Here is a 12,550-nt window from a genome sequence, read left to right as displayed (position 1 = left end):
GTCACAGCACTCCCATCAGCGGACCGCCGGGCAGGGGCACTCCGAGCAGGTTGTTGAAGACGACGTAGGTGACGAGGGACAGCCCGGCCGCGATGAGCGGATCGCGGTCGATCCTGCGGCTGCCGAGCGCGAACGCCGCACCCCAGAACAGCAGCGCGCCCGCGACGGGAAAGCCGAGCGGCTCGATCAGGACGGCCGAGCCGAGGAACACCCCGGCGAGCAGCAGCACCGTGCGCCAGTCGGCGGGTTCCGACAGGTCGACGTCCTCGCCGGTCTCGGCCTGGCCCCGGCCGCCGCGCAGCACGTCCACGGCGAGCAGGGCGGCGATCACCAGCAGGCCGGCGCCGACCACGACCGGCACGGTCTTCGGGCCGATCGGGCCGCGCTGGGCGATGTCGACGTCCATGGTGAGCGCGTCCGTCAGGACGAGCACGCCGAGCGCCAGCAGCAGGGCGGACACGCCGAGTTCGGAGTGCTCCCGCAGCCACGAGCGCGGCTCGCCGGGCTCCGCGGGGGGAATGTCGGTGGTCTGCGTCGTCACAGTCCCAGCTCCTTCAGCACCGAAACCACACGCTTGTCCTCGGCGTCGAGGAACGCGTCGAACTCCTCACCGGTGAGGAAGGCGTCGTCCCAGCCGTTCTGCTCCAGGGACTTGCGCCACTCGTCCGAGCCGTGCAATTCCTCGAGCAGCCGCACGAGCTTGGCGCGCTCTCCGTCGGTCAGGCCGGGCGGGGCGACGATGCCGCGCCAGTTGGTGAAGTTCACGTCGTACCCGGCCTCCTTCAGCGTGGGCGCGTCCAGCCCCTCGACGCGCTCGGGGCCGGTGACCGCGAGGAGACGCAGCTCGCCCGCCTTGATCTGGTCCAGGTACTCGCCGACGCCGGACACACCGAACGCGACCTTGTTGCCGAGGATCGACGCGAGCAGCTCGCCGCCGCCGTCGAACGGGATGTAGTTGACCTGCTTCGGGGGAATCCCGGCGGCCCGCGCCATCAGCATCGGCGCGAGGTGGTCGGGCCCGCCGGGCGACGAGCCGCCGCCCACCGGGAGCTTGCCCGGGTTCTCCTTCCAGGCGCCGATGAGATCGTCGATCGTCTTGTACGGGGAGTCCTTGGCGACCACGACGACGTCCTGCTCCTCGGTGAGCCGGGCGATCGGCGTGGTGTCGCCGAGCGTCTTCGGCGCGTCGTTGGAACGGACGGCGCCCACCACCCCGAGGCCCATGGACATGGCGAGCTTGCCGTTGCCGTGCTCGCTCACCAGCCGGCTCAGCCCCACCGTGCCGCCGGCGCCGGGCAGGTTGAACACCTCGATGTTGTGGGTCAGTCCGGCGTCCTCGGCGTTCTTCGCGGCCGTCCGGGCCGTGATGTCGTAGCCGCCGCCGGGCGTGTTGGGGACCATGAAACGCAGGCCCGGGATCTGTGTGCCGGTCTCGGAGCCGCTGCCGGTGGTCAGCAGCGGCGGTCCGACGAGCACGAGCACGGCGGCCCCGAGCAGGGCGAGGGGAGTGCGCAGGCGCACGAGTGCCACCACCTGTCGGTACGTCGTTGCGGGTAGGTAAAGGCCCTGTGGGGGAGGGTGACGTGGGCCACATGCTGCACCGGACGCCGACGGCTGTCTCTCTTGCGGAACCAACGGAGGTTTTGGTCTTTGCGGTCGCCGGCGCGGCCCAGGCGACGCGAGTTCCCGGGCCCGCCGAGCGCGCGACGTTGAGGCGGCCGGCACCGGCCGCCTCGGCGTCGCCCGTGTGCTCAGTGGCCGAACGCGATCAGCACCCCGTTCTGCCGGGTGCGATCACCCGGCCGCCCGCGGTCGCGATGCCGGGGTTGACCCAGCCCCGCCAATCCGGCCTGCGATCTCGCCGCCCCTTGGATACTGCTGCCGGACGGGGCCGCCGACCGCTTCCACGACGCCTACCAGCCGGTGGTGGACGCCGCGACCCTGCGCCGCGCCCGCGGCTGGGCGGTGCTGACAGCCCTCAGCGGCATCCTCATCCGAGAGGCCGGCCTTCATGGCCGCCCCGGCGGCAAGGCCACCTGGGGCCCACCCGCCCAGGCCGCGCTGCGACGCCTCATCGCAACGGTCCGCCGATGAACGCGCTGTCCACCGTAGGTGGCAAACGCCTCCGAGGTGCGGCGCTGGCCCAAGTCTTGTAGAGGTAGGCGGCCGGAAGATCACGGCGACCCGCGGACGCAGCGCGAACGGTACGAAGCCAACTCGCCCCACTTCCACGCGGCGAAGATGACCACGCCGATACTGATCATGCACGGCGAACCCGGACGAGGGCCAATGGCTCAGGGCGCCGAACCACCTTCGCATCATGTACGAGACGGTGCTGAACTTCCTCGATCACCATGTCCTCGGACGGGAGTGGCGGCGCCCCGCAATGCTTTAACTGATCACCTTCAGAATGACTTCGGTGAAACGGCTCGGCTGCGGGGTGAAGTGCGGCAGACTTCTGCGAGCGCCAGATGATCTTGTGCCTGACGCGCGGTCAACCACGGGCACGCCGAGCTTGTCCCCAAGGGGTTAAACGAAGGGAGCGTTCCGCTGTGACGCATGCTCACGAGGAAGAAGTCCTGGCCCGCATCGCCAAGGGACTCGTCTACACCGAGTCGGAAGCGGCCTTCCTGGCCCCTCGGCGCCGCACCGAGCAGATCTTCGAGTACAACCACACACCACCGAACGAAACGGAGAAACGTCGATCGCTGCTCATGGCGATCTTCGGCTCGGTCGGTGAACGCACGGTGCTGCTGCCGCCGTTCCACGCCGGGTTCGGCAGCAACGTCCACATCGGCGACGACTTTTTCGGGAACGTGAACCTCACGTTCGTGGACGATGTGGAGATCCGCATAGGCAACGGTGTCATGATCGCGCCCAGCGTGACACTGACCACGACCGGACACCCGGTGCACCCCTCGCGACGCGCTGACTTCGGGCGGTTCTCGGAACCGATCGTGATCGAGGACAAGGTGTGGATCGGCAGCAACGCGGTGGTCCTGCCCGGCGTCCGTATCGGATACGGGTCGGTCATCGGCGCCGGCAGCGTCGTCAGTCGCAGCATCCCCCCGATGACCGTCGCGGTCGGAACCCCTTGCCGGGTGGTCCGCCCCATCACGGACGAGGACCTCACCGCTCGTACCGCCGGGCATTAGCCCATATGCCCTGGGCAGGGGTGTGTAAACCCAGGAAATCGATTGTGTGTTCGCTGGTCGGTGGGGCACCAGGGGGAGCGGAGGTTGATAACTATGGTTCCCCTGCTTCTTGTCCTTCTGCTGGCCCTGATCCTGTTCGGCGCGGGTTTCGCGCTCAAGGCCCTGTGGTGGATCGCGGTGGTCGTGCTGGTGCTGTGGCTGCTGGGCTTCGTGATCCGCACGGCGGACAGCGGCGGCCGCAAGGGCCGCTGGTATCGGTGGTAGACGCACAAAGCGTCAGAAATGGGGTAAAGGAATGTAGCCCGATTCTCTCGTATGAAAGGCGTTCCGGTTCCATGGCCGATACACAAGACGTCGTCGAGCTCATCCTCCGGGATCACCGGCGCATGGAGGACCTCTTCCGCGAGATGCGGAGCGTCGAAGCCGACCGGTCGGGCGCGCTGCGGGAATTCGCGGACCTGCTGATCGCACACGCGCTGGCCGAGGAGGCCAAGGTGTACCCGGCGCTGAAGCGGTACAAGAACATCGACGACGAAGAGGTCGAGCACGGCGAGCACGAGCACGACGAGGGCAACAAGGCCCTCCTGGACCTCCTCCAAGTGGAGGAGGTCGGCTCCGACGAGTGGGACGAGAAGCTCGAGGAGCTCGTGGAGGCCGTCACCCACCACGCCGACGAGGAGGAGCGCACCATCCTCAACGGCGCGCGCGAGAACGTGGCGATGGAGCGGCGCGAGGAACTGGGCCAGGCGTTCTGGCAGGAGCGCGAGCGGCAGCTGAAGGCCGGCTGCGGTTCCGTCGACAACGTGCGCAAGATCGTAGAGTCCTGAGGGCCCCGATCCCGGCCGCATGCGGGAGCCCGGACCGGCGACGGTCCGGGCTCCCGCATGCGCTAGCGCCTGTCGTTCGAGGATGCCTCGCAGTCGAGGTCCCGCCCCGGCAGCCGCCCCGTGGCGAGGTACGCGTTGACCGTGTCGTCGACGCACGGCACGCCGTAGACGCCGTACAGCGCGTGCTGGTCGGCGCCGGTCACGGTGATCAGGCGCGAGGAGGGCCACATCCTGCGGACCGCCTTGGCACCGTCGTAGTCGGTGCGCGGGTCGCCGGTGGCGTTGACCAGCAGGGCGGGCAGGTCGTCCCGGATCGCGGTCGGGCGCTCGCGCGGCCGGTCCCAGAAGGTGCAGGGGCTGAGGTTCTGCGTGACGGGCGCGAACAGCGGGTCCTGCGCCCGGGTGCGCTGCACGTCGCGCCAGTACACCTCCGGGTCGCGCGGAGCGGCGCCGTCGCCGCACAGGATCGCCGTCTGCACGCTGCCGTAGTGGGAGTCGGTGTCCGTGAGCACGAACTCGAGCACCCCGGCGAGCCACGGGGACGGAGTGACCCGTTGCCCCTGTGACGCCCGCAGCATGTCCCGGACGCCCTGTGCGAAGTCCCCGTAGGCGGCGTCGTTGTGCTGCGACAGGCCGTTGAAGGCGACGATCGGCATCACGTGCTCGTCCAGCCGGTGGTCGCCGAGCCGCAGCGGCGTGCGGGCCGCGGCCTCCCGGACGCGGTCCACGGTCGCCAGCACCTCATCCGGGGTGCGGCCCAGCCCGTAGGCCGACTCGCGGGCGGCGGCCCAGGAGGCCCAGCCCTCCAGCGCGCGGCGGTTGGCCCGCTCGACACCCCGGAGCAGCCGGGGCCCGTACCGGTCCGGGTCGATCACACCGTCCAGGACGACCCGGTCGGTCCGGCCGGGGAACATCGTGGCGTACACCTCGCCGAGGTAACTGCCGTACGAGTAGCCCAGGTAGGAGATCCGCCGCTCGCCGAGCGCGGCCCGGACGACGTCCATGTCGCGGGCGGTGTTGCGGGTGGTGGCGTGGGGCAGCACATCGCCCGCGTGGGTACGGCAGCGCCGGGCGAGGTCCTTCGAGAACGCGGCCACGCGGTCGAAGCCGGCCCGGTCCTCACCCGCCCCGCGCCAGGCCGAGCCGGTCGGCCAGCGGCAGTCCAGCGGTGTGCTGCGGCCGACGAAACGGGGATCCACGCCGACGACGTCGTACCGGGCGGCGACGTCCTTCATCGCCTTGCGCACCCACGGCGGGTCGCCGAGGGACGTCCCGCCGGGGCCGCCGCCGTTGAGCAGCAGCGGGCCGACGCGGTGGGCGGTGTCGGTGGCGCGGATCCGGGATATCGCGACGGTGATCGTGCGGCCGCCGGGGTCCGAGTAGTCCAGCGGTACGGCCACGTCGGCGCAGCGGGCACCCGCCTGCTCCAGTTCCTTGCCGGTCGTGTCGTCCGGGCCGAGCACGCAGCTCTTCCAGGTGAGGCGCTGGTCGTGGTAGCGGTCGAGGGGGTCGGGGCCGGGGCCGGGACTCGCCCCGGCCGTGGCGGGCAGCGCCGTCAAGGCGAGACCGGCGGCCGTCAGGGCGAGGGCGGCTCGTCTCGCGGTTCCCGAAAAGCGGGGTAACACGGTGGGTGTCCTCTCTGTCGCCGATGCCCCCTCGCGACGGGCTGGGACATGCCGGAGAGGGGGGTGCGGTGCGACAGAACGCTAGGCACGGGCCGCCGCCCGATCACTCCGGCTGGCAGCCGCTCGGAGGTGGGGCAAGCCCCAGTACAGAGGCGGGGGAATGCCGTTTCCATGGCCCCGGCAACCACCGGAATCTCAGCCCCGAGCTGGGACGATGCTCGGAAAGACCTTGTGCAGGTCGATGCAGGGGGGTTGTCCAGACATTCGCTCACGCCTAGGGTCACCTTCCGGGTGCAAGCGCTTACCAAGTGCTCCCCCGCGTGTGTCCGCCGGCCGTCCGAGGAGCGCCGCATGTCCTTGTCCCCCACCCGCCGCCGCGTGGCCGTCGTCGGCACCGGAGCCATCGTCAGCGGCAGTCACCTGCCCGCGCTGCGGGCCCATTCCGACCGGGTGGAGCTGGTCGCCGCCGTCGACGTCGACCAGGAGCGCCTCGACGCCTTCCGCGAGCTGGCCGGCGGCCAGGTCGCCGGGTACACCTCGGTGGACGCGATGCTGGACGCCGTACGCCCCGACCTGGTCCTCATCGGGACGCCGCCCTCCCTGCACCGCGACCAGACGGTGGCCGCGCTCAAGGCCGGTGCCTGGGTGCTGTGCGAGAAGCCGCTCACCCTGTCGCTCGCCGAGTACGACGAGATCGCCGCCGCCGAGGAGGCCTCCGGGGCGTACGCGGCGGTCGTCTTCCAGCACCGCTACGGCTCCGGCGCGGTGCACGCCCGCGAGCTGATCACGAGCGGCGAGCTGGGCGCCCCGCTGGTGGCGCACTGCCAGACCACCTGGCACCGGGACGCCGCCTACTACGCCGTGCCGTGGCGCGGCAAGTGGGCCAGCGAGGGCGGCGGGCCGACCATGGGCCACGGCATCCACCAGTACGACCTGCTGCTGCACCTGCTCGGCGAGTGGGAGGAGATCCGCGCCATGGCCGCCCGGCTCGTCCACGACACCGAGAGCGAGGACGTCTCCACAGCGCTGGTCCGCTTCCGCAGCGGCGCCCTCGCCACCGTCGTCAACAGCGTGCTCTCCCCGGACGAGGTGAGCCGCATCCGCATCGACTGCGCGGACGCCACGGTCGAGCTCACCCACCTGTACGGCCACTCCAACGACAGCTGGGTCTACACCCCGGCCCCGCACGTCGCCTCCGACCGCGCCATCGCCTGGCGGACCCCCTCGAACGACGTGCCCAGCTCCCACACCGCCCAGCTGGGCGCCCTCCTCGACGCCTACGACAACGGCACCCGGCCACCGGGCAGCGGCCAGGACGCCCGCGCCACGCTCGAGTTCGCCGCCGCCCTGTACAAGGCGGCGTTCACCGGCCGCTCCGTGCACGCGGGCGAGATCGGACCCGGCGACCCCTTCTACGAGGCCATGCACGGCGAGTACCCCGACTGGGCCCCCAAGGAGCGCGCATGAGCATCCGAGTCACCCACACCCACGGCGAGGACATCGCCGTCACGGCGGCAGGCGGCACGGAGATCCTCCGCTACGTCTACCGCCCCGACCCGGATCCCTTCGAGTCCCGCAAGCCCTACGCCCACCCGGTGCGCACCCTGTCCGGCCGCACGGTCACCGGCTACCGGCCGAACGACCACCGCTGGCACAAGGGCCTCCAGATGACCGCGAGCCATCTGTCCGGCCAGAACTTCTGGGGCGGCAACTGCTACGTCCACGGCCAGGGTTATCTGCGCCTGCCCGAGCGTGTCGGCTCCATGCGGCACGACGGTTTCCCGGAGTTCACCGTCGAGGACGACCGCCTCGCCTTCACCGAGGAGCTCACCTGGGTCGAGAACGGCGGCGAGGAGTGGGCGAAAGAGGTGCGGGGGCTGACCGTCCACTCGGTGGACGAGGAAGCCGGCGCCTGGGCCCTGGACTGGTCGATCCGCCTCACCAACGTCCGTTCCGAGCCGCTGGCCTTCGGTTCCCCGACCACCGCGGGCCGCGAGATGGCCGGCTACACCGGACTCCAGTGGCGCGGCCCGCGCGACTTCACCGGCGGCACGGTCTTCGCCCCGGACACCGACGCCGACGCGGGCAAGCTCATGGGCACCCAGGGCCCCTGGCTCGCCTTCACCACCGAGCACGACGACGTCGACGGCCACTCCACCCTCGTCTTCGCGCACGCGCCCGAGAACCTCGACGAGACGTCCGCGATCCACGAGTCGCACTGGTTCGTCCGCTCCGAGCCCTTCCCGACGGTCGCCTTCTCCTGGGCGTTCTTCGAGGAGTTCGAACTCCCGCCGGGCGAGTCCTTCGCCTTCCGGTACCGGCTCGTCGTCGCCGACGGCGCCTGGGACCGCGACCGGGTCGGCACGCACCTGGAGGGCCTGCCGTGGTGAACGACCCGAAGCCCGCCCTGCCGCACCCGCTGCCCGGCGCGATCGGCCTGTCCCATCTGAGCGCCTACGACTGGGAGGCCGCCGACGGCGTCTGCGGCGGCAGCCCGCATCTGCACCTGGTGTGCACCGAGGCGTACGTCGTCACCGGCGGCCGGGGCGCGGTCCAGACGCTGAGCCCCGACGGCTACCGGGACATCCCCCTCGAGGCCGGCTCCATCGCCTGGTTCACGCCGGGCACCGTCCACCGCATGGTGCAGGGCGGCGATCTGCGCATCACCGTGCTGATGCAGAACAGCGGCCTGCCCGAGGCCGGGGACGCCGTGTTCACCTTCCCGCCCGAGGTGCTCGCCGACCCCGAGCGGTACGCCGCCGCGGCGACCCTGCCGCCCGGCACGGGACCGGAGACCGCGGCGGCCGCCCAGCGCCGCCGCGACCTCGCCGTGGAGGGCTACCTCACCCTGCGCGAGGCGCTCGTCGCCGGCGACAACGGCCCGTACCTGGACTTCCAGCGGGCCGCCGCCCGGATCGTGCGCGACAAGGTGCCCACCTGGCGCGCCCTGTGGCGGGCGGGCGCCCTGGCCACCGCCGAACGCACCGGCGCCCAGCTCGACGCGCTGGCCGACGGCGAACCCGCCTACCTGGGCGAGGCCACCGCCTACGAGGCCGCGCCCACCCGGCTCGGCGGCTTCGGCATGTGCGGCCGGCGGGACGAGTACAACCTGCCCGGGACGACGCTGCCGTACCAGGGGGAGTAGCCGCACCAACGAGGGGGGCCTCAACCGAACTCCGAGGAGAAGAGAGGTGACCTCGGCATGCCCGGACACAGGACAAAGGGGTTCTGCGCGTCGGCCGCCGCACTGGCACTGTGTGCCGTGCTGGCGGGCTGCGGAGGATCCGGGGAATCGGCCGGCGGCGGCAAGGTCGTGCTGCGCTACACGTGGTGGGGCAACCCCGACCGCGCGGAACGCACCGAGCAGGCCGTCGCGCTGTTCGAGAAACAGCATCCCGACGTCGACGTGACGACGTCGTTCTCCGGCTACGACGTCTACAAACAGAAGCTCGCCACCCAGGCCGCCGGCGGTGACGCGCCGGACGTGATGCAGCTGGACTACCGCCAGATCGACCAGTACGCCTCCGGCGGCGTCCTGCTCGACCTGGCGAAGCAGAAAGCCGTCCTGCGCACCTCCGAGATCGACCAGGGCCTGCTCGCCACCGGCCGCGTGGACGATGTCCAGTACGCGATCCCGCAGGGCCGCGGCACCGAGACCGTCGCCTACGACGTCGGGACCTGGAAGAAGTCGGGCGTACCCCTCCCCGGCAAGAGCTGGACCTGGAGCCAGTGGGCCGACACCATGCGCGCCTTGGCCAAGAAGACCGGCAAGCCCGGGGCGACCGACCCCGGCCAGAGCGAGGACGCCTTCGAGGTCTGGCTGCGCGGGCAGGGCAAGGCCCTCTACACGAAGGACGGAGGACTCGGCTTCACCGCCGACGACCTCACCCGCTGGTGGACCTTCACCGACAAGCTGCGCCGCGAGGGCGCCGTCTCGCCCGCCGAGCAGACCACCCAGCTCGACGGCTCCGTCGAGAACACCCCGCTGGGGCGCGGCACATCCGTCACCGACGCCAACTGGGACGCCCCGGCCAGCGGCTTCCTCGCCCTCGTCAAGGGCGGCGTCGCCCTCGCCCCCATGCCGTCCGGCGAGGACGGCACCCCCGGCCAGTACTTCAAGCCGTCCATGTTCGTCGGAGTCTCCGCGAACACCGCCCATCCGAAGGAGGCGGCACAGCTTGTCGACTTCCTGGTCAACGACCGGCAGGCCGCGAAGATCCTCGGCGCGAGCCGCGGCATCCCCGTCAACGAGCAAGTCCGCGACGAGATAGGCCCGCAGCTCAAGGACTTCGACAAGACCATCGCCGACTTCCAGGCCTCGCTGGAGGGCAAGCTCAAGGACCCGCCCCAGGCACCGCCGGCGGGCGACAACGCCCTCCAGAGCACCTTCCAGCGCGACTACGACCAGGTGTCCTACGCGCGCATGTCGCCCCGCGAGGCGGCCGAGAACTACATCACCGAGGCGAAGGCGGAGCTGAGGTCATGACCACCACCGCGATCCCCACGGAGACGAAACGCGTCACCGCCACCGCCCCGAAGCGACGCCCCAAGCGCGAACGTGAGGGCGCCGCCTGGGTGTTCCTCTCGCCGTGGGTCCTCGGCGCGATCGTCCTGACACTGCTGCCGATGGCCGTGTCGCTGTACCTGTCGTTCACCGACTACGACCTGTTCAACCCGCCGAAGTGGGTGGGCCTGCGCAACTACGTCCAGATGTTCACCGAGGACCCGCGCTACTGGCGCTCGGTCGTGACGACGGTGACGTACGTCGTCATCGCCGTGCCCCTGCAACTGGCCCTCGCCCTGGTCGTCGCGCTCGCCCTGAAAGGCATGAAGCGCGGCAAGGCCTTCTACCGCTCCGCCTTCTACGCCCCCTCGCTGCTCGGCGCGTCGATGTCCATCGCCCTCGTCTGGCGGGCGGTCTTCAACGACGGCGGCACGGTCGACAACCTGCTCGGCACCGGCGGCTGGGTCAACAAGCCCGGCTGGTCGCTGCTCGCCGTCGCGCTGCTGACGGTGTGGCAGTTCGGCGCGCCGATGGTCATCTTCCTCGCCGGTCTCCAGCAGATACCGGCCGAGCTGTACGAGGCGGCGGCGGTCGACGGGGCCGGGAAGTGGCGGCAGTTCGTGTCCGTCACGGTGCCGATGCTGTCCCCGGTGCTGTTCTTCAACCTGGTCCTCCAGACCATCCAGGCCTTCCAGGTGTTCACGCCCGCCTTCGCGGTCAGCGCGGGCAAGGGAGGACCGGCCGACTCGACCCTCGTCTACACCATGTACCTCTACGACCGCGGCTTCGTCGCCTCCCACATGGGCTACGCCTCCGCCATGGCCTGGGTGCTGCTCCTCGTGATCGGTGTGGTCACGGCGGTGCTGTTCCGCACCTCCCGCTCCTGGGTCTTCTACGCCTCCGAGGGGGACCGATGACCTCGACCGCCGTTTCCCACAAGCCCGTCCGCTGGGGGCGGGTCGCCGTCCACCTGGGCTGCCTGGCCGCCCTGCTGGTCATGCTGTACCCGCTGGCCTGGCTGCTGGCCACCTCGCTCAAGCCCGCCGACGAGGTCATCGCGAGCCTCGACCTGCTGCCCAGCCACCTGGAGTGGTCGAACTACTCCACCGCCATGGAGGGCGTCAACGACGTCTCCATCTGGCGGCTGCTCGGCAACTCGCTGCTGATCGCAGGCGGCGCGGTCCTCGGCAACGTCATCAGCTGCTCGCTCGCCGCCTACGCCTTCGCACGCCTCAGGTTCCGGCTGCGCGGGCCGCTGTTCGCCTTCATGATCGCCACGATCATGCTGCCGCACCACGCGGTGCTGATCCCGCAGTACATCATCTTCAACCAGCTCGGCCTGGTGAACACCTACTGGCCGCTGATCCTGCCGAAGTTCCTCGCCACCGAGGCGTTCTTCGTCTTCCTTATCGTGCAGTTCATGCGCGGCCTGCCACGCGAGTTGGAGGAGGCGGCCCGGATCGACGGCTGCGGACCCTTCCGCAGCTTCTTCCAGGTCGTGCTGCCGCTCACCCGGCCGGCCCTGATCACCACCGCCATCTTCACCTTCATCTGGACCTGGAACGACTTCTTCACCCAGCTCATCTACCTGTTCGACCCGGACAAGTTCACGCTGACCCTCGCGCTGCGCTCCTTCGTGGACGCCTCCAGCACCTCCGCGTTCGGCCCGATGTTCGCCATGTCGGTGATCGCGCTGCTGCCGATCGTGCTGTTCTTCCTCGCCTTCCAGCGGTTCCTGGTGGAGGGCATGGCCAGCTCCGGAGTGAAGGGATGAGCGGGATGCGGACACGTGAGGCCGGTGAGGTGTTCGGGCCGCGCATGACACTGTTCGCGGACGTGCTGAGCGTCGGCCTCGCCACGTCGGTGGCCTGTCTGCCGCTGGTGACCGCGCCGGCCGCGCTGTCGACGGCGTGCGCCGTACTGCGCGGCGCCGTCCACGACCGACCCGTCACGGCCGGGCGGTACTTCCTCCTGCTGCGGCAACGGCTGCGGGCCGGTGACCTGCTGGCGGGTGCCGTCACCCTGGCGGGTCTGCTGCTGCTCGCGGCCGACCTGGCGCTGGCCGGGGCCGGGCTGCCCGGGGCGCCGCTGTTCGCGGTGGCCGCCGCCGCCATCGGCGCCTGTGCGGCGGTCGTCGGCCTGCGGGCCTGCGCACGCCCCGAGTCGCTCACCGACTGGCGTGCGGCGCTGCGCGGGGCCGCCCGGGACGCGGCGGCGGACGTGGGCGGCAGCGGGTTGATCCTGCTCGCCGTGGCGACGGCCGCACTGTGCGCCTGGATGCTGCTTCCCCTGGCCTTCCTGGCCCCGGGGCCGCTGGCCCTGGCGTTCACCGCGGTCGACGTGCGTCGGTCCGCTGCTGCCGCTCTGCCATAGGCAGGAGTCGAGAGCCTCGTCACCGTCGCCGGCACCGTCGCGAGTGCCGATCTTGGGCTGACGGTT

At 70.9% G+C, this 12,550-nt stretch carries 13 protein-coding genes and 1 pseudogene; 11 read left to right on the top strand and 3 right to left on the bottom strand.

Going from position 1 to position 12,550, the window contains the following annotated elements:
- Position 1: 1 nt before the first annotated feature.
- Both HDA41_RS03880 and HDA41_RS03875 read right to left on the bottom strand, forming a co-directional pair.
- Complete coding sequence (locus tag HDA41_RS03880; protein ID WP_184980684.1) at positions 2-541, bottom strand: tripartite tricarboxylate transporter TctB family protein; 540 nt, start codon at positions 539-541, stop codon at positions 2-4.
- Positions 538-1,521, bottom strand: coding sequence for a Bug family tripartite tricarboxylate transporter substrate binding protein (locus tag HDA41_RS03875; protein ID WP_059415074.1), 984 nt, complete (start codon positions 1,519-1,521; stop codon positions 538-540). Before HDA41_RS03875 ends, HDA41_RS03880 begins: the two co-directional genes overlap by 4 nt.
- Before the next feature lie 321 nt (positions 1,522-1,842).
- Between HDA41_RS03875 and HDA41_RS03870 the strand changes: the two are divergent.
- The 4 genes and pseudogenes from HDA41_RS03870 to HDA41_RS03855 form a co-directional block, all read left to right on the top strand.
- Positions 1,843-2,094 (top strand): annotated as a pseudogene (locus tag HDA41_RS03870) (cyclin family protein); the annotation flags it as partial.
- 458 nt (positions 2,095-2,552) lie between these two features.
- On the top strand, positions 2,553-3,155 hold the full coding sequence (locus HDA41_RS03865; protein ID WP_184980682.1) for a sugar O-acetyltransferase: 603 nt from the start codon (positions 2,553-2,555) through the stop codon (positions 3,153-3,155).
- Between the two features lie 93 nt (positions 3,156-3,248).
- On the top strand, positions 3,249-3,419 hold the full coding sequence (locus tag HDA41_RS03860) for a DUF5670 family protein (protein ID WP_059415027.1): 171 nt from the start codon (positions 3,249-3,251) through the stop codon (positions 3,417-3,419).
- Positions 3,420-3,490: 71 nt separating this feature from the next.
- On the top strand, positions 3,491-3,982 hold the full coding sequence (locus HDA41_RS03855) for a hemerythrin domain-containing protein (protein WP_184980680.1): 492 nt from the start codon (positions 3,491-3,493) through the stop codon (positions 3,980-3,982).
- A 62-nt stretch (positions 3,983-4,044) separates the two neighbouring features.
- On the opposite strand, the gene HDA41_RS03850 is transcribed toward HDA41_RS03855, so the two are convergent.
- The gene (locus tag HDA41_RS03850; RefSeq protein ID WP_184980678.1) at positions 4,045-5,607 is read right to left on the bottom strand and encodes an alpha/beta hydrolase; all 1,563 of its coding nucleotides are present in this window, start codon (positions 5,605-5,607) and stop codon (positions 4,045-4,047) included.
- A gap of 351 nt (positions 5,608-5,958) precedes the next feature.
- On the opposite strand from HDA41_RS03850, the gene HDA41_RS03845 reads away from it, so the two are divergent.
- The 7 genes from HDA41_RS03845 to HDA41_RS03815 are packed head-to-tail and all read left to right on the top strand — an operon-like array spanning position 5,959 to position 12,484.
- The gene (locus HDA41_RS03845) at positions 5,959-7,074 is read left to right on the top strand and encodes a Gfo/Idh/MocA family protein (RefSeq protein WP_184980676.1); all 1,116 of its coding nucleotides are present in this window, start codon (positions 5,959-5,961) and stop codon (positions 7,072-7,074) included.
- On the top strand, positions 7,071-7,997 hold the full coding sequence (locus HDA41_RS03840) for a DUF6807 domain-containing protein (RefSeq protein WP_184980674.1): 927 nt from the start codon (positions 7,071-7,073) through the stop codon (positions 7,995-7,997). Before HDA41_RS03845 ends, HDA41_RS03840 begins: the two co-directional genes overlap by 4 nt.
- Positions 7,991-8,752 (top strand): cupin domain-containing protein, encoded by a 762-nt coding sequence (locus tag HDA41_RS03835; protein ID WP_184980672.1) that lies wholly within the window; start codon positions 7,991-7,993, stop codon positions 8,750-8,752. Before HDA41_RS03840 ends, HDA41_RS03835 begins: the two co-directional genes overlap by 7 nt.
- Positions 8,753-8,809: 57 nt before the next feature.
- Complete coding sequence (locus HDA41_RS03830) at positions 8,810-10,093, top strand: ABC transporter substrate-binding protein (RefSeq protein WP_184980670.1); 1,284 nt, start codon at positions 8,810-8,812, stop codon at positions 10,091-10,093.
- A complete protein-coding gene (locus HDA41_RS03825; RefSeq protein ID WP_184980668.1) occupies positions 10,090-11,028 on the top strand; it encodes a carbohydrate ABC transporter permease in 939 nt (312 codons plus the stop codon). The genes HDA41_RS03830 and HDA41_RS03825 overlap by 4 nt, the downstream gene beginning before the upstream one ends.
- Complete coding sequence (locus HDA41_RS03820) at positions 11,025-11,885, top strand: carbohydrate ABC transporter permease (RefSeq protein ID WP_184980666.1); 861 nt, start codon at positions 11,025-11,027, stop codon at positions 11,883-11,885. Before HDA41_RS03825 ends, HDA41_RS03820 begins: the two co-directional genes overlap by 4 nt.
- Positions 11,882-12,484, top strand: coding sequence for a hypothetical protein (locus HDA41_RS03815; protein WP_184980664.1), 603 nt, complete (start codon positions 11,882-11,884; stop codon positions 12,482-12,484). Before HDA41_RS03820 ends, HDA41_RS03815 begins: the two co-directional genes overlap by 4 nt.
- Positions 12,485-12,550 lie beyond the last annotated feature (66 nt).

It is taken from the genome of Streptomyces caelestis (genome assembly GCF_014205255.1).
GTDB lineage: Bacteria > Actinomycetota > Actinomycetes > Streptomycetales > Streptomycetaceae > Streptomyces > Streptomyces caelestis.
This window is presented reverse-complemented; position numbering and strand designations above follow the sequence as displayed.

Coding starts and splice junctions, on each gene's coding strand:
- HDA41_RS03860 (WP_059415027.1), top strand. CDS start 3,249: ATGGTTCCCCTGCTTCTTGTCCTTCTGCTGGCCCTGATCCTGTTCGGC.
- HDA41_RS03855 (WP_184980680.1), top strand. CDS start 3,491: ATGGCCGATACACAAGACGTCGTCGAGCTCATCCTCCGGGATCACCGG.
- HDA41_RS03845 (WP_184980676.1), top strand. CDS start 5,959: ATGTCCTTGTCCCCCACCCGCCGCCGCGTGGCCGTCGTCGGCACCGGA.
- HDA41_RS03840 (WP_184980674.1), top strand. CDS start 7,071: ATGAGCATCCGAGTCACCCACACCCACGGCGAGGACATCGCCGTCACG.
- HDA41_RS03830 (WP_184980670.1), top strand. CDS start 8,810: ATGCCCGGACACAGGACAAAGGGGTTCTGCGCGTCGGCCGCCGCACTG.
- HDA41_RS03825 (WP_184980668.1), top strand. CDS start 10,090: ATGACCACCACCGCGATCCCCACGGAGACGAAACGCGTCACCGCCACC.
- HDA41_RS03820 (WP_184980666.1), top strand. CDS start 11,025: ATGACCTCGACCGCCGTTTCCCACAAGCCCGTCCGCTGGGGGCGGGTC.
- HDA41_RS03815 (WP_184980664.1), top strand. CDS start 11,882: ATGAGCGGGATGCGGACACGTGAGGCCGGTGAGGTGTTCGGGCCGCGC.